This window comes from Actinoplanes sp. NPDC051475 (assembly GCF_040689425.1).
Lineage (GTDB): Bacteria > Actinomycetota > Actinomycetes > Mycobacteriales > Micromonosporaceae > Actinoplanes.
On sequence record NZ_JBFAZZ010000002.1, the window covers coordinates 76124 to 98707 of the forward strand.

A 22584-nucleotide genomic window follows, 5' to 3' on the forward strand; every position below is an offset into this window, starting at 1 on the left:
GGCCGCTTCCCTATGGTCACGGCGGCAGCGTCGTGACCACGGGACCGGTCACGACGCTCCCCTGACCGCTGCCCGGCGGTCTGCTCAACGGGGGTCCTCACCGCAGGTGAGGGGAATTGCTCATGAGGGAGATATGAGGCGAACGACGTTGCGCTGGTACGCCACCGCGGGGCTGCTGGGGCTGGCACCGTTCACGGCGGTGTGGGCCGCGAGCCCGGCCGCCGCGGCCACGGTGGACGTCCAGGCGACCATTGCCGGCGGGACGCTCAGCATCACGTCCGCCGGCGCGACCGGTGACGAGATCACTGTCTCGGGGCCGGTGACGTCCGCTGACGGCTCGTGGCTGACCGTCGAGTCCCGCAAGGGGATCGGCTCGCCGCAGGGTGGATGCAAGGTGACGGACGCCCGGCACGTCAAGTGCGGCACGAACGCGTCCTCTCGGGTCGTCGTGTCGTCCGGGGACGGCGACGACCGGGTGACCGTGGAGACGACGATCCTCACCGTGGTGCACGGTGGCGAGGGCGCGGACGGCCTGTTCGACGGGGCCGGCAGCAACGAACTGTGGGGCGACGGCGGCCCGGACTCCCTCCACGGCGGTGCCGGAGACGACAGGCTTTCCGGCGGCGACGGCGGCTCGGCGGCGCCGGCAACGACCATCTGACTCCCGGGGACTACCGGACGGGGAAGCCTGACAGCTCCGTCGATGTGTACGACGGCGGGGCGGGCACGGATGTCCTCGCCTACGACGCTTCTCCCCTGGCGGTGACGATGAGCCTGGACGGCGCCGCCAATGACGGCACGCCGGGCGAGACGGACAACGTGCTGGAGGTCGAGAACCTCGACGGAAGCGCCTACGGCGACACCCTGACCGGCGACGGCGGGGCCAACCAGCTCAAGGGCCTCGGCGGCGACGACGTCATCGACGGTGGCCCGGGCACCGATCTGCTCGACGGCGGCGACGGGCGGGACACGCTGCAGGTGAGCAGCGCGAAGGAGGATGACGGCTGCGAAGCCGACTCCGACGACGCCGTCGTGAACTGCGCTCGGCTCAGCATCGCCTAGCGGTCGTCCCCGTCGTGGCCGCCCGGCAGCGCGCCCGAGACCACATTGCCCGCGTGGCGGGCGGCGCTGGGCGCAGCCTGGGAGGCGTGCCCGGCGACGTAACCCACTGCCGCCGCCGCGGTGCCCACTGCCGTGGCGGCGCCGCGCATCGCTCCGGCAGCGACCCGCGCGCCGCCGCTGCGGCCCGAGGATCCGTTGCTACCCGACGAGCCGTTACTGCCCGAGGAGCCGTTACTGCCCGACGAGCCGTTACTGCCCGACGAGCCCTTGCCGCCCTGGGAGCCACGGGCGCCGGCGGCGGAGGCGCCGCCGCTCGGGCCGCCTTTCTTGCCGCCGCCCGCCAGCGACGCGGCACCGGCCGCGCCCGCCGCGATCGCGCCGGTGGCCAGTTTGCCGGCGGCACCCGCTCCGCCCGCGGCGACGCCGGACACGCCGTCGGACGAGCCGAGGGCGGCCGCGGCCGGGACGACCAGGCGCAGGAGGGCGGGCAGCGCCACCGCGGACAGCAGGAGTACGCCGCAGCCGGCGATCTTCTGCTGGTCGCCGTTCGCGCTCGTCGAATTGATCATCACTGTGCCGGCGTAGATGACGAGGCCGGTCGCCGGTTTGAAGACCAGCCAGGCGACGAGCCACGCGATGTGCTTGCGCCACCAGGACCCGCCCCACTCGGTCATCGAGGCCGCCGCGGAAAGGGGCAGGGTGGCCGTGAGCACGACCATCACGCCGAGGCGGATGTAGAGCAGGATGACGTGGATGATGCCCGCGATGATCAGCAGCAGGCCCACAATGATCAGCAGGAACGCCGTGCCGCCGCCCGTACCGCACTCGGCGATGGTCTTGATCTGTTCCTTGACGCCGGCTTCGTAGAGGTAGTTCGTGTAGGTGTCGCCCTCCTTGGCGAGCCGGGTGATGACGAACGACGCGGCACCGCCGACGAGGATCATCTTCACCAGGCCCTTGAGCGCCGTGATGCCGGCCTGCCCGCGGCGTTCCAGGGCCATCCGCGCGGCGGAGAACAGCAGCGACGCGACGGCGATGGCGACCACGAGCCAGTTGAGCTGCGTACTGATCTTGGTGACGGTGGCCTCGTCGCCGAAGGTCGGGATCTTGTTGGCCACGTCGGAGAAGAGGCTGATGGCCGCCTTCAGGATCGCGCTGGCGATCGAGCTGAGGATGCCGTCGATGCCCTGGTCGAAGAACGAAACGGCGCCTGACATGCTCCCGAAGTACATGGGGTCGCCGCTGGAGCATTCCGCCATCTCACACCTTCCACATCACGAAGCCGCCGTTGGCCGTGACGGCCGTGACCGGCGTGTGCAGTTCGCCGCCGGACAGCGGCCGGAGCTTCCAGTCGCCGCCGTCCCACGCGACCGTGAAGTCCGCGGTGCCGTAGACGGCCGGTGACTGCCGGATCAGCAGGCGTACCGTCGCGGTCTCCGGGGCGTACGACAGCAGCATGAAGCCGGCCAGCGTGTTGGCGGTGTACTGCGCCGACGAGACCGGCATCGAGGACCGCCGGGCCACGAACACGTCCCGGTCCACGCCGGGGACCACCTGCTGCTCGGTCACGGTCTGCCACTCGGCGCCGCTCATGTGCCGGGGGATGACGTTCGCCGCCATGACCGCGCCCATCGGCGTGTGCGCGAAGCACCACAGCACCGGTCCGCTCTCCTGCACCGGCCCCGCCGACGGGGACACCGGGATCTTCGCGCCGTTGAGCGGTCGCCAGGTGACGTCCTCCGGCGCCTGCTGCGGCGGGCGCTGGTCCCCGTCGTCGGTACGGCAACCGGCCGGGCGGGACTGCCCGTCGGCGACGCCGGGCACCAGGGGACCGGCCGCCGCCCGGGGCTGATCGTCCGTCCCGTCGCCGGAGACGCCGACGACCGCGGTGACGGCACCCGAGCACAGCACGAGTCCGAGGAAGGCGGCCGACAGCTGCCAGCCCCGTTGGTGCCAGAACGGCCGGTCGTCCGCCGTACCGGAATCGGTTCTGCGCATCAGAAGAAGAAGTTCACGACCGGGCCGGCGACGGAGACGAGCACACAGCCGCCGAGCACCATGCCGAGCCGGCTCATGTGTTCCGAGGTCTCGCCGCGCTTGTGCGAGATCGCCATCATCATGCCCGTGATGAGGACGCCGGCCACGCCCGCCGCGGTGCCGGCCCAGGCGACCAGGCCGAGACCCTTGCCGACCGCGGTGATCAGCTCGCCCGGCGCGGTCTTGACCGGCGTGGGGACGCCGCCGCCTCCGCCGGGCGGCGCCGGTTCGGCCAGCACTCGGCCCACTGCGGAGTAGTAGAGACCGGACATGGACATGGTTTCTCCCCTTGGGTGTGGATGGTGAGCAGCGCAGGCCGCGCCGGTCAGACGAGGTCGAGGAAGGCGACGATCGGCCCGGCGGTCGTCCCGATGAAACAGCTGACGGCGACCAGGAACGCCCCTCGCCAGTGGGTGCTGAACTCCCCCGGCTCGCCCCGCCGCAGCTGCAGGGACATGCTGACGCCGGTCAGGACCAGGCCCGCCACGCAGCAGGCGCTGACACACCACGCGAGCAGGCCGAGCAGCGACATCATGTCGCTGTTGGGGTTGTTGACGTCGATCGCGTACGGAGACATGGGCTTTTCCGAGAACTTGCGTCCCGGAGCATCGCTGGTCGGCACGTGACAGTCCACTTTGGTGGCGTTGATGATGCCCTCGGCGGTGCACTGATGACCGCCCGTGATGACGTTGCCGTCGTGGGTGTGCTCGCCGAAGATCTCGAAGTCGAGATAGACGACGTCGCCCTCCTTGTACTCGATGTAGAGGGTCGCCGTCTTGCGGGCGTTCAGCCGGCCCGAACAGGAGCGTTTCGTTCCCGAGGTCGTGGTTCTGATGCAGAACTCGGTGTCCGCGCCCATCTTGTTGTCGACGTCGACCTTGTAGACGTTCGCCGAGTCCGGCACGTTGCAGGACATGTGGGGTGAGGTGACGGTGCCGGTCAGCTTGCAGTTGGAGGCACCGGTGATGAGGTTGCCGTCGTGGGTGTGCTCCCCGAACACCTCGTAGTCGAGATAGATCTGGTCACCCTGCTTGTAGTCGATGTACAGCGTGTCCGTCTTGCGGGTGTTGATCCGGCCGGTGCAGTCCCGCACCACCCCGGAGGTGGTGGAGCGCAGGCAGAACTCGACGTCCGCGGCCATCTGGTTGTCGACGTCCAGCTTGAACTTGTCGTCGGCCCGGGCCGGGGTCGACGCGAGCGCGCCGAGCCCCACCACCGCCGTCGCGGCGAGGACGATGACGGCTATCCATCGCCACGCTCTCGTCGTCACAGCCGCTCCTCCCGTCGCCCGGTTCCGGCCCCGTTCGGACAGCAACAACGGGCGCCCCGGTACGCCGGTTCACGGGTCGCGGATTTCTTTCAGGCAGCGGCGACGGCGGCGTGCACGGCCGTCGCGATGTCCTCCAGCGGGTCGTCGTGATCCCCGCTGAGGTGGTTCCTTGTCGCCGCCACGGCCAGGTTGAGCTCGGGGTGGAAGCCGGTCAGGCCGCCGCCCGCACTGCTCCAGCCGACGCGCGTGGAGCCGGGGCGGGCGGCGTACCCGAGGGTCTTGGGCAGGTCGGCGCCGATCGTCCAGTCCGGGCCCGTCGTCGCCACGGCGCTGATCGTCCGGAGCCGCTCCGGGGAGATCAGCCGTACGCCGTCCACCTCGCCCATCAGCGCGGCGTACACGCGGGCGATGCCCCGGGCGCTCATGACCGCGGTCGACGGGATGTCGGCGCGCAGCAGGTCGCGGCGGTTCGCGAGGGTGGCGTCGGGGCGTATCCCCATCGGGTAGACCCGGTCGAAGTGCTCCACCCGGGCGCTGAGCCGGTCCAGCGCCGCCGACCAGCTGCGGTCCTTGAGCCGGGCGACCCGGTTCACCAGCTCCGGGGGTACGCCGAAGAACAGCTCGCGGTCGACGCCGAGCGGGCGGGAGATCTCCTCGGCGAGGACCCAGCCGATCGGCCGGTGCGTGACCCGGCGGACCACCTCGCCGACGAGCCAGCCGTACGTCCACTCGTGCAGGCCGTGCTGCGTACCGGGCGTCCACACCGGGTGCGCGCCCGCGATGGACCGGCACATCTTGTCCCAGTCGAGCAGGTCCTGCGGCATCGTGTACGCGGGCAGCCACGGCACCCCGGCCGCGTGCAGGAGGACGTGCCCGAGCGTGGTGTCCTGCTTGCCGTGCCGCCCGTACTCCGGCCACACGTCGGCGATGCGTAAGTCGTAGTCGAGATCCCCCCGCCCGGCCAGGACGTGCACCACCGTGCTGGCCAGACCCTTGCCGGACGAGTAGTTGAGGAAGGGGGTGTCCGGGGTGACCGGGGCACCGGTGGACTCGTCGGCGAGCCCGGCGGCGGCGTTCACGATCAGCCGCCCGTCCAGGTATGCGGCGAACTGCACCCCGATCTCGCGCCCGCCGTTGACCAGCGCGTCGAGCCGCCGCTGCACCTGCTCGTGCAGGCCGGTCTCTTTACCCACGAGGTCAGCATCGCGCACCGGCAGCACCCGGAGGCGGAAATCAGGTGGGGTTAACCCTACCGCCGGTCGGGCGGTCTGCGGGATCGGCCGGGAGGCGTCCGGTGACTAGCGTCGACGGCATGACCACCAGCATCGCCTCGGCGCCGGAATATCGGTCCCCGGTCCGGCGCCTCGTGCGGCAGATCGGGCTCGACACCCAGTTCATCCTGCTCGGCTTCCCGCTGGGCATCGTCACCATCGTCCTCTGCGTCACCGGGTTCGCCCTCGGCGTGGGCACCGCGATCATCTGGGTCGGCGTTCCCGTCCTGCTCGGCACGCTGATGCTGGCGCGCGGTTTCGCCACCGTCGAGCGGGCGCGGATCGGCCCGGTGCTGGGGCGGCGGCTGCCGCATCCGTATTACAAGCGGGCCCGGCCGGGCGCGAGCTTCGGCAAGCGGGTCCTCGTCCCGCTCAGCGACGGCCAGGCCTGGCTGGACCTGCTGCACGGCGTGTTCCGGTTCATCCCGAGCACCATCGCATTCTGCTTCGCGGTGACCTGGTGGGCGGGCACGCTCGGCGGCCTCACGTTCCCGCTGTGGGACTGGTCGATCCCGCGCGGCCCGGACAACTCGGATCTGCCGGAGCTGCTCGGCATGGGCGACGCCTGGTCCACCCGGATCGTCTTCCACCTGGCGCTCGGCTTCTTCTTCCTCGGCACCCTCTATCCGGTGCTGCGCGGCACGGCGCTGATGGAGGCGCTGTTCGCCCGGGGGCTGCTGAGCGGCGTCACCGAGCTGCGGGAGCAGGTCGCCGAGGCGGAGGCCGCCCGCGACACCGCCCAGGCCCAGAAGGCGGCCGCCGTCTCGGCGGAGGCGACCGCGCTGCGCCGGCTGGAGCGCGACATCCACGACGGCCCGCAGCAGCGACTGGTACGCCTGGCGATGGACCTCGGCCGCGCCGAGCAGCAGTTCACCACCGATCCGGAGGCGGCGCGAGCCACCGTGGCGGAGGCGCTGGCCCAGACCCGCGAGACGCTGGACGAGCTGCGCGCCCTCTCCCGGGGAATCGCCCCGCCGATCCTGGTGGACCGGGGCCTGCAGGCAGCGCTGACCGCGCTGGCCGGGCGCAGCACCGTTCCGGTGGACCTGGACGCGCCGCCGATGTCGCGGCTCGACCCGGCGGTGGAGACCACGGCGTACTTCGTGGTCGCCGAGGCGCTCACCAACGTGGCGAAGCACAGTCACGCGGCGGAGGTGCAGGTCAGCGTCCGGCGCGCGCCGACCGGCCTGATGATCACGGTCGCCGACGACGGGGTGGGCGGGGCGAGCCTCGCCAAGGGGCACGGCCTGGCCGGGCTGGCGGACCGGGTCGAGGCGGCCGGCGGGGTCATGAACGTCGAGAGCCCCGACGGCGGCGGCACCACCCTCACCGCGGTCCTTCCGCTCTAGACAGCGGGCTTGCGCGCCCCGGCCGAGCGCCGGGGCGCGGCCGAGCGTGGCGGCGCCGTCCGCATCCGGTCGCGGACTCGGCCGAGGATCTCTGTGATCGCCGCCATGTCCTTGCGGCTGAGCGAGCTGAGCAGCAGCCGCTGCACCACCTCGATGTGCCCCGGCATGACCCTGCCGAGCCGCTCCCGGCCGCTCGGCGTGAGGGCCACGACGGTGCTGCGCTCGTCGTCCTCCGCGGGCGCCCGGGTGATCAGTCCCGCCTTCTCCAGCTGAGCCGCCTGGTACGTGAGGCCGCTGCGGCTGTAGACCAGGCCGTCCGCGAGGTCGGTCATGCGCAGGTGACCGGCCGGCGAGTCGGCGAGCCGGGCCAGGATCTGGAACTGCGGGCCGCTCAGCCCACCGTCGACCCGCAGCTGCTGCTCGACGGCGTGCTCGAGCAGACTGCCGACCTCCTTCAGGGCGAAGTAGGCGGCGAGCTGTTCGGCATCCAACCACGTGGCATCGGTCACGCCCCATTCTACTTGCTTCGAATTCGAAGCGTGCTACGGTCGCAAAGTGCTTCGAGTTCGAAGCAAATTGATCGTAGGAGGAACCATGCGCGCCATCCGCTTCCACGACTTCGGCGACCCGGGCGTGCTGCGTCCGGACGAGATCGACCGGCCCGTCGCCGGCCCGGGCCAGGTGCTGGTCAGGGTCGCCGCCACCTCGTTCAACCCGGTCGACGCCGCGCTGCGCGCCGGCTACCTGCGCGAGGCGATGCCGCTCACGCTGCCGCACACCCCCGGCGTCGACGTCGCCGGCACCACCGAGGACGGGCGCCGGGTCATCGGGTTCCTGCCGATGACCGAGGCGGGCGCCGCCGCCGAGTGGGTCGCCGCCCCGGCCGACGTACTCACCGCCGCGCCCGCGAGCATTCCGCTCGCCGATGCGGCCGCCGTGCCGGCCGTCGCACTCACCGCCTGGCAGGGCCTCTTCGAGCATGCCGGGCTCCAGGCCGGGCAGCGCGTGCTGATCAACGGTGCGGGCGGCGGCGTCGGCGGCTATGCGGTGCAGTTCGCCAAGGCGGCCGGTGCCCACGTGCTCGCCACCGCGAGTGCCCGCAGTGCCCGGACGGTGCGGGAGCAGGGCGCCGACGAGCTCCTCGACTACACCGCCGGCCCGGTCGCCGACACCGTGACCGAGCCCGTCGACGTAGTGCTCAACCTGGTCCGTGCGGACGACGCGGCGATGGCGGCTCTGGTCCGGCTCGTGCGCCCGGGCGGCGTCGTGGTGACCACCGCCTCCCCGGCGCCCGAGGACACCGAGCGCAAGGTCAGAACCGTCAGCATGTACGTCCGCAGCGACGCCGCCCAGCTGGCCCAGGTCGTCGAGCGCATCGACGCCGGCGCGGTACGCGTCGACGTCAGCGCCCGGCACCCGCTCGCGGACCTGCCCCGGGTGCACGAGGCGAGCGAGGCCGGCCGGCTCCGCGGCAAGGTCGTCATCGAGGTGGCGCCGTGATCCCGCCGAGCTCGTAGACGCCGACCGGGCCGGACGTGTAGCGCAGCCGCGCCAGCCGGGCGAGCAGCGGGGAGACCGCACCCGCCCGGCTGTCGGCGAAGAGCCACCTGACGCCGGCATCGCGCAGCGCGTCCAGTCCCAAGGGATATGCCTCGGTGAAGACCCGCTGGTTGAGCTCGTACCGCACCGGGTCCGGCGGAGGCTGCAGGACGTACTTCAGGCCGTCCAGCCCGTTGGCCGCGACAGCGGCGTCGGAGTAGGCCCAGCTCTCCACCAGCGTGCGCCGGCCCCCGAGCCCGGCCACCCAGAAGGCCCGGGCGTCGCACGGCTGGTAGCGGCCCATCGGTACGCAGTGCACGTTCGTGGCGACCACGTCATCGGCGGCGGCGTGGTCGTCCAGCCACAGTGCCGCGCTCATCTCCTCCCGGGTGACCAGGCGTGCGGTCGGCGGCTGTTCCCGCCCCGCGTCCAGGGCTTCCTCGACGGACACGGTCACACCGGTGGCCAGACCCGCCCCCAGCACCGCCGCGACGATGCCGGCCCCCAGCGCCCGCGGCCGTCTGCGCAGGATCAGCAGGACCGCGGCGGCCGCCGCGACGAACGGCAGGGTGCGCAGGACCGGCAGGGCGATCGTCCAGCCCCACTCCGCCAGGGAGGTCTGATCCTGCGGGGGCGGCACCGCGGGTGCGAGCACGGCCCACGCCGCGCCGGCCGCGAAGCCGGCGACCGGCACCCACCAGCGGCGGGTCAGGCCGGCGAGCAGCCAGGTGGTCAGCACCGCGCCGAAGGGCGCCGCGCAGAGGAAGAAGTAGAGCTGGCTCGCCGACGGATGCCAGAGCAGCCAGGCCGCGGCCGTACCCGCGGCGGTCATCCCGGCCAGCAGCCACGCCGCCGGGTCGCGCCGCAGCCCGCGGCCCGGCAGCCCGGCGATCCCGAGCAGCCGCGGCGACTGGGAGACCAGCCACCACACGATGATCCCCGAGATGAGATACCAGCCACCGGCGTCCGCCTGCTGGACCCCCGGCGGCAGCAACCCGCCCGGGACCACCCCGTCGAAGCGGCCCAGGCTCGTGGCGTACGGCTCCATCCAGCGCAGCAGGCTGAGCGGCTGGACGCCGAGGGTCCCCGCTCCCCCGCCGGCGAACAACCGCATCCCGGCCAGCATCGCCACGATCACGAGTGCGAGGAGCCCGGCCGTCGCCCGCAGCCGGGCCCGGTCCCGGGCGACCGCGACGCCCGCGAGGAGCAGGCCCACGACCAGCGGCGGGAGGGAGCTCGATTTGGCACCCGCACAGGCGAGCGCGAGCGGGGGGACGAGGATCCAGGCCACCCCGAGCCGCTCGCCGCGCAGCACGTCGACGGCGATCACCACGAGCAGCGCCAGCAGCGGCATCGCGTACGTCTGGGAAGGGCTCGAGAAGGACAGCGACGTCCCGCCGTACGCCTCGATCGGCGCACCCAGAGCGAGGGGCAGGCCGAGCAGGGCGACCCCGGCGGCCGGCGGCCCTGCCCACCACCGGCCGCTCACGTCCCGGGTCAGCGCGGCGAGCACGAGCACCGCGACGGCACCGATCGGCACCATCCACAGCCGCAGCAGCACGGTGGTGGGCGCGATACCCGTGATCATGCTGGCGGCGGCCATGTCCGCGTCCGACAGGTAGTGGTAGCGCAGCGTGTCGCCGGCGAGCTGCGGCACCTCGAACGGCATGGACCGGGTCATCTCGTGCACCAGCGCCAGGTGGTACATGAGGTCCGGGTAGTAGACGGTGTCGGCGGGCGGCAACGGCGTCGTGGTCCACGCGGCCACTCCCAGGGCGACGACGCCGATCAGCACCCCGCAGACCATCCAGGACCAGCGCAGCGGCAGCGGCTGCGGCTCGGCGATCCGCCAATGCCGGCGCAACGCGGGTACGGCCACGAACACCGCGATGACCAGCACAGGCCACCAGCGCAGCAGCGGCTGCAGGCCCGTGGCCGCGGCGAGCACCCAGCCCGCGAGTTGCACGACGAGTCCGGTGGCGGCGCCGAGCCCCATGTCCTCGGGAAGGTTGCCGCGGCTGCCGCGGAGCGCGCGGTGCACGAGCGTGCCCGGCACGACGATCCCGGCGAGCAGATAGGCGCCGTAGACCGCGACGTCAACGCCGGGTGTTCCGGTCGCGAGCAGCGCGCCGGCGAACACGGCCGCCGCGACGACCCAGGGCAGCGGTCTCAGGACGCCGGTCACCGCGCCGCGGCAGCCGGACGTTGCTGCGGCGCTTCGATCGAGTCGGATGCGACGTGGAAGGGCGGCCGGCTCTGCACCGTACGGTAGATCCGCGCGACGTACTCGCCGAGCAGGCCCAGGCAGATCAGCTGCACCGCGGCGAGCAGGAGCACGGCCAGGAACAGCGATGTCCAGCCCGGGATCACCGTGCCGTTGGCCCACACCACGATCCCGAAGACCATCAGCGCCAGGCAGGCGAGGAAGGCGAGCGCGCCGAGCCAGGTCGCTATCCGCAGCGGCGCCGCCGAGAAGTCCGCCGCGCTGTCCCACGCCAGCTCGACCATCTTGCGCAGGGGGTACTTGGTGTCGCCTGCGGCGCGCTGCTCCCGTACGTAGGAGACCGAGCCGGACGCGAATCCGAGGGACGGCACGAGCAGCCGGTACACCGGGGTGCGCTCGGGCAGCGCCCTGAGCACGTCGACCGCCTCGCGGCTGAGCAACCGGAAATCGCCGGCCTGGGACGGTACGTCGCCACCGATGAGCCGGCGCATCAGGCGGTAGTACGCGCCCGCGGTGTACCGCTTGAACGGGGTGTCGGTGCTGCGGTCGGCGCGGACGCCGTACACGACGTCGAGACCGCGGTCGCGGGCCAGCGTCAGCATCTCCGGGATGGTCTCCGGCGGGTCCTGCAGGTCGGCGTCGATGCTGACCACCCAGTCGCCGCGGGACCGGTGCAGTCCCGCGGTGAGCGCCGCCTGATGGCCACTGTTGCGCCGGAGCTTGACCAGGCGCAGCTCCGGCCAGATGCCGCAGTGATCGAGGAGCAGCGCGGCGGTCCGGTCGGCGCTGCCGTCGTCGACCGCGACCACCTCGTACGGCACTCCCATCCCGTCCAGCACCGGACGCAGCCGGGCGACGAGCGCGGGGATGACCGCCTCCTCGTTGTACATCGGCACCACGACCGACAGCACGATGCTGCTCACCACTACGTCTCGACGGTGGTCAACCGGGTGAACTCGCGGGGCAGGTCGTAGCCGTCCCAGATCGCGCTGAAGGTGAGAGCCGAGCCGAACGGCACGATCCGGTCGACCCCGCGGCCGCCCAGCGCGGTCGCGAACGCGTGCAGGTCGGGCGCCGCGAACCCGAAGTGGCTGAAGGTCTGGTCCTGGCGGTTCATCGCCGGCACGAGCTCGCCCAGGGTGGCGACGTGCGCGAACGGGAACGCGCCCGCCCCGATCCAGCGCCGTGGCGCCTCCGCCACGCCGGTCAGGGACAGCGAGGTCACCGCGTTGCCCGGGAACGCCAGCGCGGACACCGCCCCGCTCGCCGCGAGCCCGTACGCGTTGACCCGTTTCTCCACCGCCATCGCCGCGTCGACCACCCAGCCGCGACGGTCGACCACGTCCCCGAGCTCTTCAAGGAACTCCTCGCGCGAAGCCGCAGCGTCGGCCGGCGTACCACCGACCAGGAACACCGTGCGTGGCGAGGAACACGCGGCCTGGTCGAACCAGTACGCGTCGTTGGAGAACCCGACCACGGCGGCTCGGCGGGCACTCGCATCGGCGGCGTGCCATCCCGGAACCGAGAGCGCCGCCCACGAAGTGCGGTCCGGGAACGTCAGGTCGCGCGCCGAGGGACGCAGCGGATGCCGGCGGATCGCCTCGACGGCCGAGTCGCCGCCCCAGATGACCCGCAGGTCACACCACGCGCTCAGGTCGGCGGTCAGCTGGTCGTTGCGGCCGTACGTGACCATGCGCTGGGTCCGCCCGATCACCGGGTCGGCGTCGGCCAGGGTCGTGTTCAGCGCCGCCAGCACGGTCTCGGCGGCGCCGGCCGACCGCGACGAGATGCGGACGACGTTGTGGTTCCCGGCGAGCGCGGACAGCGCCCAGGAGTACACGAAGATGGTGTCCACATTGGCCGGCGGCACGTGGAAGACGGTGCCGCGCGGGAAGACGTACGTGTCGTCGTCGCGTTGCATGCGGCTCACGGCCCGGTTGAGCTCGGCCGGCCGCAGGAAGTAGCCGAGCGAGCCCAGCTCCGGATGCCGCCGGGCGACGGCCGGCGCCAGCAACCGCCGCGCGAAGCGGCTCAGGAAGTCCACGACCCGCGGATCGCCGACGGTGAGCCGGTCGTCCGACGGAGCGGTCAGCTCCCCCGGCTCTCCGAACCGGAACCTCATGCTGAGCCGGCTGGGCATGCCCTCCTGGCCCTCACCGTCGCGGCCGACGGCAGCTCGCGGCGAGCGTGGCTCGGTGCAGTCGGTCATGCCGCCTCCCGATACGTGTCGCTGCAACCCCGGGCCTCGGCGCGCGGCAGCCGCCCGATGACGGAGAAGCGCTTGCCCGGCCAGTCGCCGTCGTCGACCCCGTCGAGGACGCCGAGGTCCTCGGTGAGCAGCACGTGGCCCGGGTACGAGGTCGGCAGCGTGCTCACGACCTCGATGAGCCCCGGCTCGCCCACCGGCTGCTGCTCCCACGTCCGCGGGTTGCGGATGATGACGTCGGCGAAGTCCGGGCAGTAGAGCGATCCGCCGGACGGCCCCTCCAGGAAGATCGTGCCGATCTGCTCGACCATGCCGTAGAAGTTGTGCATCCGGGTCAGGCCGGTGTCGTCGCGCAGCCGCCGGCGGAACTCCTCCGGCGAGACGGCCTGGTCGACGAGCTTCTTCCAGCCACCGGAGTGGATGAGGATGCCGTTGCTCAGGTCGAGGCCGTGCTCGCGGGCGACCTCGTAGAGGTGCAGCCAGACGAGGTAGGTGAAGCCGAAGATGAGGAACGGTCCGGTGCCGTGCCTGTCGAGGAACGTCCGCAGCGCGGGCAGGTCGGGCCGGCCGTCGACGTCGAGCGCCCAGGCATGGTCGCGGCCGAACGTCGCCATGCCCAGCACCCCGGCGCCACGGGCGCTGAACGAGCGGCGGTCCTTCAGGATGCCGCGCGAATCGGCGAGGATCATCGGCAGCCGCTTCGGCCCCAGCACCGTCTGCAGGGTCGCCCCCAACTGCCGGGTCTGGGTCGCGGCCGCCGCCTTGTCCAGGTAGATCCGGCTGACCTCGCCGGTGGTCCCGCTCGATGTCAGGACCTTGAACACCTCGTCGTCCGGGATGCTCTTCAGTTCCAGGTTCTTGAAGAGGCGTACGGGCATCCACGGCAATCCGGCTACCGTCTCCGCGGACGTGAAGCCCGACGCGGTGAGGATGCGGTCGTACTCGGCGCAGTGGGCGCGGTGGTGCTCGGTCAGCTCGGAGAGTTCCTTGTGCAGCAACGCCTCCCGAGCGTCCTGCCCCTGGGTGAACAGACTCATCGGAAGGCCTCCAGCGACCGGTAGTCGATCTTGCCGGTGGGCAGCAGCGGCAGCGCGTCGATCCCGCGGACGTCCAGGCCCGAGAAGTGGGTGCCCAGGAAGACCGCCAGCTCCTCGCGGACGGAACGGGTGAGCTCGGCGTCCGCGCCCTCGACGAACACGTGCAGCTTGTCGTCGCCGGCCACCGCCGCCACGGTGCCGTGTGCCGCCAGGCTGCGCTCGACGTCGTCGAGGTTCACGCGGACGCCGAAGACCTTGCCGATGCGCTTGAGCCGGCCGGTGAGGAACAGGAAGCCCTCGTCGTCGAGGTGGCCCAGGTCGCCGGTGCGCAGCACGCCGCCCAGGTCGTCGCCGCGGGCCAGGTCGGCGGCGCTCTCGGCGTACCCCATCATGACGTTCATCCCGGTGTAGACGACCTCCCCGTCCGCGATCGAGATGTACCCGCCGGGGATCGGGAGGCCCGCGGAACCGAGCTTGTCCTTGATCCGGTCGGGCGGGAGCACCGTCATCCGGGCGGTCGCCTCGGTCTGGCCGTACATGACGAAAAGACGGCCGTCGACGGCCGCCATCCGCTGCGCGAAGTCCTCGACCAGCTCGGGTCGCAGCCGCCCGCCGGCCTGGGTGAGGGTCCGCAGGCTCGGGTGCGCCGCCGGGTCGAAGCGCAGCCGGCGCAACATCTCGTACTGGTACGGCACCGCGGCGAGCGAGGTGACGCCGTGCCTCCCGACCGCGCGCCAGAAGTCGCGCTGCAGGATGCCGCTGCGCTCGAGCACCACGGTCGCGCCGCGCAGCAGGTGGCTGTTGAGCACCGACAGCCCGTACGTGTAGAACAGCGGCAGCGTGGTCGGCGCGATGTCGTCGGCGGTGATGCCGAGGCTCTCTCCGATCGCGGCCGCATTGGTGAGCACCGCGGTCCGGGACAGCCGCACCAGCTTGGGATTGCCCGTCGAGCCGCTCGTGGTGAGCAGCAACGCCAGCTCCGGGTGCGGCTCGACGGCCGGCGACTCGCGGATCCAGGTGTCGTCCTCGGCGCGGTAGCCGTCGGGCGGCGCCGAGGTGACCCCGGTGACCTGGACCGGCTCGAACCGCTCGATCAGTGCGAGCAGCACCGCCCGGTCGAGGTCCGGGTCGAGCAGCGCGACGGGCCGGCGGGCGACGAGCGCGCCGAGATACCGGGCCACCGCGCCCACCTCGGTGGGGGTCAGCGCGAAGACGACGCCCGGCGGCAGCTTTTCGAACCCGGCCGCCACCGCGTCCACGTGGCTGCGGCGCAGGACCGCACCCGTCGCGGCGTCGAGCACCCGGGCTCCGTGATGGAGCAGGTTCACAGCGTGAGTCCTCCGTCGACCCCGAGCACCTGCCCGGTCACGAACCGGGCCTGCCCGGAGAGCAGGAACGCCACGACGTCCGCGACCTCGTCGGCCTCGCCGAGCCGGCCGAGGGCGGTGGCGGAGACCCGCTTCGCGCGGCCCTCGCCGTCGAGCGTATCGAGCATGTCGGTGGCGATGAATCCCGGCGCCACGGCGTTGACCCGGATGCCGCGCGGGCCGAGTTCCTTGGCGGCCGAGCGGGCGAGGGCGCTGACCGCGGCCTTCGACGCGGCGTAGACCGCCTGACCTGCGACGCCCTGAGTGCCGGTGATCGACGAGACCAGCACGACCGCGGGGTTGCGGCCCCGGCCGAGCAGGCGGACCGCTCCCTGCAACGTGTACACCGCACCCACCGCGTTCACGGCGAAGAGCCGCTGGACCGTGGCGTCGTCGGTCATGCCGAGCATTCCGGCCGCGTGCGTGCCGGCGTTGACCACCAGGGCGTCGATCCGGCGGAAGCGCTCGAAGGCGACCCGCATCATCGTGCGGCCCGTCTCCGGGTCGGCCACGTCGCCGTGGGTGGCGACGACCTCGACGCCGTACTTGTCGGCGAGCTGGGCCGCCGCCGCCTCGACGACGTCGGCGCGGTGGCCGTGCACGACAAGGTCGTGGCCCTGCTCGGCGAGTCGCTGGGCGACCGCGCGCCCGATGCCGCGGGATGCGCCGGTGACGAGCGCAACCCGATCAGGCATCGAAGTCCACCCCGTATTTACCGAGAATTCGCATGGCCTCGTGGAAACTGGACATATTGATCACGTCGTCCGTGTCGATCATTACCGAGAATTCATCTTCGATGGCGGCGACGAGCGACATGTGGGCCAGCGAATCCCACTTGTCATTGTCCTGATAGTGCAGTTCGTCCACGGGAGCGTCCGGCGGCAGATCCAGCGACGTCCGGAATGCTTCACGCAGTCTCTGCAGCTCAATCACGGTGTTACTCCCAGGGCGGATGGACGAAGGAAACCACCTTGCCCCAGCGGTCGCTACGCGGTGACAACAACGAGTTGAACTCGCCGTGAATTGAACCTGGCATTTGTTCCAGCCCCTGGAATCGCCGGTCGGCGTGGTTATGCTTTCGCCGTTCATTGCCCGTGCCCACCCCCCGGGAGCAATTACATGAGTGTGTTGAGTGGATCGTCGATCCTGGTCACCGGCGCTACCGGTTCGTTCGGGAAGGCATTCCTGGGCCACGCACTGGCGCATCTGGACCCGCAGCGCATCGTGGTGTTCAGCCGCGACGAGCTGAAGCAGTACGAGGTCCGCCAGATGTTCGGCGACGATCCGCGGCTGCGCTTCTTCCTGGGCGACATCCGCGACAAGGACCGCCTCGACCGGGCCATGCACGGCGTCGACCACGTGATCCACGCGGCCGCACTCAAGCAGGTCGACACCGCCGAGTACAACCCGTCGGAGTTCGTCGCGACGAACATCAACGGCTCGCAGAACGTCATCGACGCCGCCATCAACGCCGGGGTGCAGCGGGTGGTCGCCCTGTCCACCGACAAGGCCTCCAGCCCGATCAACCTGTACGGCGCCACGAAGCTGGTCGCCGACAAGCTGTTCATCGCGGGCAACCACTACGCCGCGACCCACCCCACCCGGTTCTCGGTGGTGCGCTACGGCAACGTGATGGGCAGCCGTGGCTCGGTCGTGCCGCTGTTCCGCCGGCTCAACGCCGAGGGCCGGAGCCTGCCGATCACCGACAAGCGGATGACCCGCTTCTGGATCACCCTCGAGCAGGCGGTCCGATTCGTCGTCGACTCCTTCGACGTCATGCAGGGCGGCGAGCTGTTCGTGCCGCGCATCCCGAGCATGCGCATCCTCGACCTGGTCGAGGCGGTCGCGCCGGACGCCCCCACGCACGAGACCGGCATCCGCCCCGGCGAGAAGCTGCACGAGGAGATGATCGCCTCCGACGACAGCCGCCGGACGCTGCGTTTCCCGGACCGCTACGTCGTCCAGCCCGTCGTCGCCAGCTGGGGCTACGAGACCCCGAAGGGCGGCGAGCCGGTCGCCGACGGCTTCAACTACCGCTCCGACAACAACGACCTGTGGCTGGAGGTCGACGAGATGCGCGACCTCATCGGGGACAAGTGATGCTGCCGTACGGACGGCAGCACGTCACCGAGGACGACGTCGAGGCGGTCACCGCCGCGCTGCGCAGCGACTGGCTCACCACCGGCCCTCGCGTGGAGCAGTTCGAGAAGGATCTGGCGGAGGTCGCCGGCGCGCCCTGCGCCGCGGTCATCAACGGCACCGCGGCGCTGCACACGGCGTATGCGGCCGCGGGGATCGGGCCCGGCGACGAGGTCATCACCACCCCGATGACCTTCTACGCCACCGCCGGCACGGCCTCGATGCTCGGCGCGACCGTGGTCTTCGCCGACGTCGAGGAGGACACCGCCAACCTCGACCCGTTCGCCGTCGAGGCGGCGGTGACCCCGCGCACGAGGGCGATCACCGCGGTGGACTACGCCGGCCACCCCGCCGAGTACGACGCCCTGCGCAAGGTGGCCGACAGCGTCGATGCGGTGCTGATCGCGGACGCCGCGCACGCCATCGGGTCGACGTACTGGGGAAGGCCGGTCGGCACGCTCGCCGACCTGACCACCTTCTCGTTCTTCCCCACCAAGAATCTGACCACCGGCGAGGGCGGGGCGGTCGCGTCCACGGATCCCGAGCTGCTGCGGCGGGCCCGGGTGTTCCGCACGGTCGGCCTGGTGCGGGACCGGGCTCGGATGCGCCACCCGGACGAGGGCGGCTGGCACCAGGAGGTGCACGAGTTCGGGCTCAACTACCGGCTGCCCGACGTGCTCTGCGCGATGGGCAGCTCCCAGCTGCGCCGGCTGCCCGCGTTCAAGGCGCGCCGGCAGCAGCTGAGCGCCCGCTACGACGAGTTGCTCGCGGACGTGCCGGGACTGCGGCTGCCTGCCACGCGCGACCACGTCGACCCGATGCGGCATCTCTATCCCGTACGGGTGCTCGACGGCCGCCGCCGCGAGGTGTTCGACCGGATGCGCGCGGCCGGCGTCGGGGTGCAGGTCAACTACGTGCCTGTGTACTGGCACCCGGTCTACGAGGACCTCGGCTACCGGCGCGGCATGTGCCCGAACGCGGAGGCCTTCTACGCCGAACAGCTGTCCCTGCCGCTCTTCTACGACCTCACCGACGCCGAGCAGGACCGCGTGGTCGAGACCCTGCGTACCGTTCTGGAGAGCTGAACCCGTGCACCACGCGAACCACTTCTACGGCCACGCGCACGTGCTGGCCGCGTACTGCGGGCTCGACCCCGACGATCCGCCCCGGATCAACGGCTACCTGCAGCACGGCTGGAACGTGGTGGACGGGCTCGGGGCGGGGACGCCGTACGTCTCCGGCCGCCCGATCTTCGTCTGGTCGGAGCAGACCCGGCGGCGCGCGTGGTCGATGGGCCGCCGCTACGCCACCACCGTGGGCGCGCCCTTCCTCTACCTGCTCGAGATGGCCGGACCCGACGACGGTACGCCCCGCGAAGGCACGATCTGGTACCCGTTCCACGGCTGGGAGGGCCAGCACATCGCCGGGAACCATCAGCGGCTGATCGACGAGATCCTGGCGACCGAGGACGGCCCGGTCACCTTCTGCCTGTACTGGCACGAGTACCGCGACGACCGGACCCGCCGCCGCTACGAGCAGGCCGGCCGGGTGATCTGCCACGGCTACCGCGGCCTGCGCTGGCAAGGCACGGACACCCGCTTCCTGCACCACCAGCTCGACGAGCTGCGCCGGCACCGCCGGGTGGCCTCGAACCGGCTGAGCAGCGCGGTGCTCTACGGCTCCGCGGTCGGCTGCGAACCCGCTGTCTACGGCGATCCCATGCAGCTGGCCGGCGAGGAACGCACGATCGCCGAGCGCATCCGCCGCCAGTGGCCCGAGCTGCACGGCCAGGCTCCCGACCCGCAAGCCGCCCGCGAATCGGCCCTCGCCGAGCTGGGCGCCGGTGTGCTCGCCTCCCCGGCGGAGCTGCGCGAGACCCTCGGGTGGGCACCGCGATGACGCTTCGACACATCGGTGGCGAGATGGCCGGCTGGTCCGACGCGACGCCCGCCGGGGGTCAGGCGTACGGCTACCTGATCGAGGCGCTGCGCCCGCTCGTCCCGGCAGGCGCGCGGGTCCTGGTGGCCGGGCCGCACACGCCGGCGCTGATCGCGGCGCTGCCCGGAAACGCGAAGATCACGTGCCTGGTCCGTGGCGAACTGGACGCGGACGCGCTGATCGACCATGACGTGACCATCCTCTGTGGATCACTGGCGAAGCTCACCGACCAGTTCGACGTCATCGTCGCCCTGGACGGCGTGGCCCGGCTCTCCGCGGTGGAGGGCCCGCAATACGACTGGGCGGAGAGCGTGCAGGCGCTGCACCGGGCCCTGCTGCCCGGCGGCGCCCTGCTGCTCAGCGTGGAGAACGAGCTCGGTGTGCACAAGCTCGTCGACCGGACCACCGTGACCTCCGCGCACACGGACGCGGACTGGCGCCCGGTCGGCGAGTACGACGACAAGCCCGGCACCCCCGCCCGCCTGCGCGACCGGCTCACCGCCGACGGCCTGACCGTCACCTGGCTGGGCACCGCCTGGCCGCTGCCGTCGGCACCCACGTTCGTCGCGGACGAGTCGGCCCTCCGCCACGGGCCGGCGGGAGCCCTCGCCGCCGCCGCGTCCGGCGCGGCCGGTGTCGCCTACGCGGGCCGCCGGGTGCTCAGCGACCCCCGGCGCCTCAGCTCGGCCGCGATCCGCGCCGGACTCGGCGCGGAGCTGGCCCCGGCCTGGGTGGTGCTCGCCTTCCGGGGCGCGGCCGGCCCGGTGCGCCTGCCACCGGCGGTGCTCGGTGCCGGCCCGTTGCCGGAGCTCCCACCCGGACGGCTGCTCGAGGAACTGCTCATCGGTGCCTGCCTGCGCCATGACCTGCCGGAGGTGCGGCGCCTGCTCACCGCCTGGGTCGCCGAACAGCCGACGACGACGGCCGACAACGTGCTGGTCGACGGCGCCGCGTTCGCGGTCCTGGACGACACCCGTCCCGGAGTCGAGGCCGCGGTGGCCGTCCGCCGGTTCGCGGCGATGCTGCTCGCCGGCGGATACGAGCAGCCGTGGCCCGCCGCCGGCGACACCGAATCGCTCACCCGCGTACTGCTGGCGGCCGCAGGACTTCCCACCGGCACCGTCGCGGCGGACGACGTGCCGCTGCCGGCCCCCGACTCGGTGCGGGAGCACGAGGAGCGCGTACGGCGGCTCGAGGAACAGCTGACCGACGCGGCCGTACGGATCCGGCACGTGGAGTCGGAGCTGGTCAGCCGCGACCGCGAGCTGCGCCGCGCCCGGCTCCAGATCGACATGTTCAGCGGCAAGGCCGGCTACCGCATCACCCGCCTCGGGGCGCGCGCCGCCCGCAAGGCCGTCCGGCTCCTGAAGAACCGATAAGGATCTCTATGCGTACCCTCGGCATCGTCCAGGCCCGGATGGGCTCCTCCCGGCTGCCCGGCAAGGTGCTGCGGCGCCTCGGCGGCCGCACCGTGCTGGACCGCGTGGTCCGGGCGGCGCGCGACAGCGGCGTCCTCGACGGCCTCGTCGTGGCGACCACCACGGAGACCCGCGACGACGCGGTGGCCGCCGAGTGCGAGGCGATCGGCGTCGCCGTGCACCGTGGACCCGTCGACGACGTGCTGACCCGCTTCATCGGCGTGCTGGACGAGCGCGAGGACGACCCCGACGCGGTCCTGCGCTTCACCGCGGACTGCCCGCTGCTCGACCCCGAGCTCATCATGCTGGCCGCCGACGTCTTCGCCGCCACCCCGGACCTCGATTACCTGAGCACCTCGATCGCCCGTACGCTGCCGCGCGGGCTGGACGTGGAGATCGTGCGTACCGAGGTGTTGCGGCAGATCGACAAGGTGGCCGCGGAGCACCATCGCACCCATGTGACGTCGTACGTGTACTCCCACCCGTACGATTTCACGGTGCTCGGCCTGACCCTCCAACCCGACCTGTCGCACCTGCGGCTCACCTTGGACACCGAGGACGACTGGCGACTCATCGAGGCGGTGGTGGGGCACTTCGGCGACCGGCCGGTGCCCGTACGCACGCTCGCCGACTGGCTCACCGACCGTCCGGAACTGGCCGGGCTGAACGCGCACGTCCGCCAGAAAGAGCTGACGCAGGCGTGAGAATCGGGGTTCGATGTGATGCGGGGGCCCGGACCGGCGTCGGGCACCTGGTCCGTTGCGTGGGGCTGGCCGAGGAGCTGACCTCCCGCGGGGTGGCCGTGCACTTCCTCAGCGACCTCGGCGGCCTGGACTGGGCCGCGCAGCAGCTACTCAGCCGCGGGCTGCCCTGGCACTCGGCGCCGTACGACCCGGCCGGGCTGGTCGCGGCGGCGGACCGGCTCGAGCTGGACGCGGTCGTCGTCGACTCGTACGAGCTTCCGCCCGCGCACGCGGCGGCCGTGCGCGCGTCGGGGCGGACGGTGCTGGCAATCGTCGACGGCGACCTGCGGGGCATGCCCGCCGACGTGTACGTCGACCAGAACCTCGACGCCGACCTGGCCGCACCGGAGCTGCCCGCGGACGCGATCCGGCTGGCCGGACTGGACTACGCCCTGCTGCGACAGGCCATCAGGCGGTTGCGCCCGCCGTCCCCGCCGGTCCCCCGCGCGGCCGAGGCTCCGCGCGTGGTCGCGTTCTTCGGCGGCACGGACGCGTACCGGGCGGCACCGGTCGTGGCCCGGCTCCTGATCCGCACCGGCATCGACTGCACGGCGACCGTCGTGGCGGCGAACCCGGGGCTCCGCGCCGAACTGCTCGCCCTCGAACCCGGCGCCGGGCAGCGACTGGACATCATCGAGCCCACCGACGACCTGCCGAAGCTGCTGGCGGATGCCGACGTCGTGATCAGCGCCAGCGGCACCTCGACCTGGGAGCTGCTCTGCCTGGGACTGCCGGCAGCGCTGGTCCGGGTGGTCGACAACCAGATCATCGGGTACGCCCGCACGACCGCCCGCGGCCTCGCGGCCGGCCTGGGCCACCTGCCCGCCCTGCGCGAGCCCAAGGACGCCGCGGCCGCCGTCGACGTGCTCCGGAGGCTGCTGGTGAGCCCGCCGGCCCGCGCAGCCCTGGCCGCCAAGGCTTGGGCCGCCGTCGACGGCCAGGGCTGCTCCCGGGTCGCCGACGCCCTGCTCAAGAACGAGTAGG

General features: G+C 72.1%; 23 protein-coding genes. 10 read left to right on the plus strand and 13 right to left on the minus strand.

From position 1 onward, the window contains the following. The first annotated feature begins 133 nt into the window (after positions 1-133). Both AB0368_RS04870 and AB0368_RS04875 read left to right on the plus strand, forming a co-directional pair. Entirely contained in the window at positions 134-661 is a 528-nt protein-coding gene (locus tag AB0368_RS04870) for a hypothetical protein (protein WP_366152457.1), read from the plus strand. 44 nt (positions 662-705) lie between these two features. Then, positions 706-1062, plus strand: a complete 357-nt coding sequence (locus tag AB0368_RS04875) for a hypothetical protein (protein WP_366152458.1) — start codon at positions 706-708, stop codon at positions 1060-1062. Here the strand turns inward: AB0368_RS04875 and AB0368_RS04880 are convergent. The 5 genes from AB0368_RS04880 to AB0368_RS04900 all read right to left on the minus strand — a co-directional run bounded on the left by AB0368_RS04880 (position 1059) and on the right by AB0368_RS04900 (position 5562). After that, complete coding sequence (locus tag AB0368_RS04880) at positions 1059-2279, minus strand: hypothetical protein (RefSeq protein WP_366152459.1); 1221 nt, start codon at positions 2277-2279, stop codon at positions 1059-1061. The two genes, AB0368_RS04875 and AB0368_RS04880, sit on opposite strands and share 4 nt — an antisense overlap. 43 nt (positions 2280-2322) lie before the next feature. Beyond that, entirely contained in the window at positions 2323-3060 is a 738-nt protein-coding gene (locus AB0368_RS04885; RefSeq protein ID WP_366152460.1) for a hypothetical protein, read from the minus strand. Then, positions 3060-3377: a hypothetical protein gene (locus AB0368_RS04890; protein ID WP_366152461.1), complete on the minus strand. Its 318-nt coding sequence runs from the start codon at positions 3375-3377 to the stop codon at positions 3060-3062. Before AB0368_RS04890 ends, AB0368_RS04885 begins: the two co-directional genes overlap by 1 nt. Positions 3378-3424: 47 nt before the next feature. Then, the gene (locus AB0368_RS04895; protein WP_366152462.1) at positions 3425-4369 is read right to left on the minus strand and encodes a hypothetical protein; all 945 of its coding nucleotides are present in this window, start codon (positions 4367-4369) and stop codon (positions 3425-3427) included. An 89-nt stretch (positions 4370-4458) separates the two neighbouring features. Then, on the minus strand, positions 4459-5562 hold the full coding sequence (locus AB0368_RS04900) for a serine hydrolase domain-containing protein (protein ID WP_366152463.1): 1104 nt from the start codon (positions 5560-5562) through the stop codon (positions 4459-4461). Positions 5563-5681: 119 nt separating this feature from the next. Between AB0368_RS04900 and AB0368_RS04905 the strand changes: the two genes are divergently transcribed. Further along, positions 5682-6989, plus strand: a complete 1308-nt coding sequence (locus AB0368_RS04905; protein WP_366152464.1) for a sensor histidine kinase — start codon at positions 5682-5684, stop codon at positions 6987-6989. Here AB0368_RS04905 and AB0368_RS04910 read toward each other — a convergent pair. Further along, positions 6986-7498, minus strand: a complete 513-nt coding sequence (locus AB0368_RS04910; protein ID WP_366152465.1) for a MarR family transcriptional regulator — start codon at positions 7496-7498, stop codon at positions 6986-6988. The genes AB0368_RS04905 and AB0368_RS04910 overlap by 4 nt on opposite strands. A gap of 85 nt (positions 7499-7583) precedes the next feature. On the opposite strand from AB0368_RS04910, the gene AB0368_RS04915 reads away from it, so the two are divergent. Beyond that, positions 7584-8489: an NADP-dependent oxidoreductase gene (locus AB0368_RS04915; RefSeq protein ID WP_366152466.1), complete on the plus strand. Its 906-nt coding sequence runs from the start codon at positions 7584-7586 to the stop codon at positions 8487-8489. Here AB0368_RS04915 and AB0368_RS04920 read toward each other — a convergent pair. From AB0368_RS04920 to AB0368_RS04950, 7 genes are all read right to left on the minus strand, one after another. Continuing rightward, positions 8470-10713 carry a hypothetical protein gene (locus tag AB0368_RS04920; protein WP_366152467.1) on the minus strand — a complete coding sequence of 748 codons (2244 nt, stop codon included), beginning with the start codon at positions 10711-10713 and terminating at the stop codon, positions 8470-8472. The two genes, AB0368_RS04915 and AB0368_RS04920, sit on opposite strands and share 20 nt — an antisense overlap. Next, positions 10710-11675, minus strand: a complete 966-nt coding sequence (locus AB0368_RS04925; protein WP_366152468.1) for a glycosyltransferase family 2 protein — start codon at positions 11673-11675, stop codon at positions 10710-10712. Before AB0368_RS04925 ends, AB0368_RS04920 begins: the two co-directional genes overlap by 4 nt. Before the next feature lie 2 nt (positions 11676-11677). Next, positions 11678-12874: an acyl-CoA reductase gene (locus AB0368_RS04930; protein ID WP_366152901.1), complete on the minus strand. Its 1197-nt coding sequence runs from the start codon at positions 12872-12874 to the stop codon at positions 11678-11680. An 83-nt stretch (positions 12875-12957) separates the two neighbouring features. After that, positions 12958-13995: an acyl-protein synthetase gene (locus tag AB0368_RS04935; protein ID WP_366152469.1), complete on the minus strand. Its 1038-nt coding sequence runs from the start codon at positions 13993-13995 to the stop codon at positions 12958-12960. Continuing rightward, entirely contained in the window at positions 13992-15323 is a 1332-nt protein-coding gene (locus tag AB0368_RS04940) for an AMP-binding protein (protein ID WP_366152470.1), read from the minus strand. Before AB0368_RS04940 ends, AB0368_RS04935 begins: the two co-directional genes overlap by 4 nt. Next, positions 15320-16057 carry an SDR family oxidoreductase gene (locus AB0368_RS04945; protein ID WP_366152471.1) on the minus strand — a complete coding sequence of 246 codons (738 nt, stop codon included), beginning with the start codon at positions 16055-16057 and terminating at the stop codon, positions 15320-15322. The genes AB0368_RS04940 and AB0368_RS04945 overlap by 4 nt, the downstream gene beginning before the upstream one ends. After that, positions 16050-16292 (minus strand): acyl carrier protein, encoded by a 243-nt coding sequence (locus AB0368_RS04950; protein WP_366152902.1) that lies wholly within the window; start codon positions 16290-16292, stop codon positions 16050-16052. The genes AB0368_RS04945 and AB0368_RS04950 overlap by 8 nt, the downstream gene beginning before the upstream one ends. A 195-nt stretch (positions 16293-16487) precedes the next feature. On the opposite strand from AB0368_RS04950, the gene pseB reads away from it, so the two are divergent. From pseB to AB0368_RS04980, 6 genes are read left to right on the plus strand one after another with little or no spacing between them, the layout of a single operon-like run. Next, positions 16488-17462, plus strand: a complete 975-nt coding sequence (pseB, locus tag AB0368_RS04955) for a UDP-N-acetylglucosamine 4,6-dehydratase (inverting) (RefSeq protein WP_366152903.1) — start codon at positions 16488-16490, stop codon at positions 17460-17462. Beyond that, positions 17462-18586, plus strand: a complete 1125-nt coding sequence (locus tag AB0368_RS04960; RefSeq protein ID WP_366152472.1) for a DegT/DnrJ/EryC1/StrS family aminotransferase — start codon at positions 17462-17464, stop codon at positions 18584-18586. Before pseB ends, AB0368_RS04960 begins: the two co-directional genes overlap by 1 nt. A 4-nt stretch (positions 18587-18590) precedes the next feature. Continuing rightward, positions 18591-19400 (plus strand): hypothetical protein, encoded by an 810-nt coding sequence (locus tag AB0368_RS04965; RefSeq protein WP_366152473.1) that lies wholly within the window; start codon positions 18591-18593, stop codon positions 19398-19400. Continuing rightward, positions 19397-20818 (plus strand): hypothetical protein, encoded by a 1422-nt coding sequence (locus AB0368_RS04970; protein WP_366152474.1) that lies wholly within the window; start codon positions 19397-19399, stop codon positions 20816-20818. Before AB0368_RS04965 ends, AB0368_RS04970 begins: the two co-directional genes overlap by 4 nt. An 8-nt stretch (positions 20819-20826) precedes the next feature. Then, a complete protein-coding gene (locus AB0368_RS04975) occupies positions 20827-21561 on the plus strand; it encodes an NTP transferase domain-containing protein (RefSeq protein WP_366152475.1) in 735 nt (244 codons plus the stop codon). Further along, complete coding sequence (locus AB0368_RS04980; RefSeq protein ID WP_366152476.1) at positions 21558-22583, plus strand: spore coat protein; 1026 nt, start codon at positions 21558-21560, stop codon at positions 22581-22583. Before AB0368_RS04975 ends, AB0368_RS04980 begins: the two co-directional genes overlap by 4 nt. Position 22584: the final 1 nt, after the last annotated feature.

What these genes read in the sequence shown, in the direction of transcription:
- AB0368_RS04870 (WP_366152457.1), top strand. Translation starts at nt 134, where the DNA reads ATGAGGCGAACGACGTTGCGCTGGTACGCCACCGCGGGGCTGCTGGGG.
- AB0368_RS04880 (WP_366152459.1), bottom strand. Translation starts at nt 2,279, where the DNA reads ATGTCAGGCGCCGTTTCGTTCTTCGACCAGGGCATCGACGGCATCCTC.
- AB0368_RS04885 (WP_366152460.1), bottom strand. Translation starts at nt 3,060, where the DNA reads ATGCGCAGAACCGATTCCGGTACGGCGGACGACCGGCCGTTCTGGCAC.
- AB0368_RS04890 (WP_366152461.1), bottom strand. Translation starts at nt 3,377, where the DNA reads ATGTCCATGTCCGGTCTCTACTACTCCGCAGTGGGCCGAGTGCTGGCC.
- AB0368_RS04905 (WP_366152464.1), top strand. Translation starts at nt 5,682, where the DNA reads ATGACCACCAGCATCGCCTCGGCGCCGGAATATCGGTCCCCGGTCCGG.
- AB0368_RS04915 (WP_366152466.1), top strand. Translation starts at nt 7,584, where the DNA reads ATGCGCGCCATCCGCTTCCACGACTTCGGCGACCCGGGCGTGCTGCGT.
- AB0368_RS04930 (WP_366152901.1), bottom strand. Translation starts at nt 12,874, where the DNA reads ATGAGGTTCCGGTTCGGAGAGCCGGGGGAGCTGACCGCTCCGTCGGAC.
- AB0368_RS04935 (WP_366152469.1), bottom strand. Translation starts at nt 13,995, where the DNA reads ATGAGTCTGTTCACCCAGGGGCAGGACGCTCGGGAGGCGTTGCTGCAC.
- AB0368_RS04945 (WP_366152471.1), bottom strand. Translation starts at nt 16,057, where the DNA reads ATGCCTGATCGGGTTGCGCTCGTCACCGGCGCATCCCGCGGCATCGGG.
- AB0368_RS04960 (WP_366152472.1), top strand. Translation starts at nt 17,462, where the DNA reads ATGCTGCCGTACGGACGGCAGCACGTCACCGAGGACGACGTCGAGGCG.
- AB0368_RS04970 (WP_366152474.1), top strand. Translation starts at nt 19,397, where the DNA reads ATGACGCTTCGACACATCGGTGGCGAGATGGCCGGCTGGTCCGACGCG.
- AB0368_RS04975 (WP_366152475.1), top strand. Translation starts at nt 20,827, where the DNA reads ATGCGTACCCTCGGCATCGTCCAGGCCCGGATGGGCTCCTCCCGGCTG.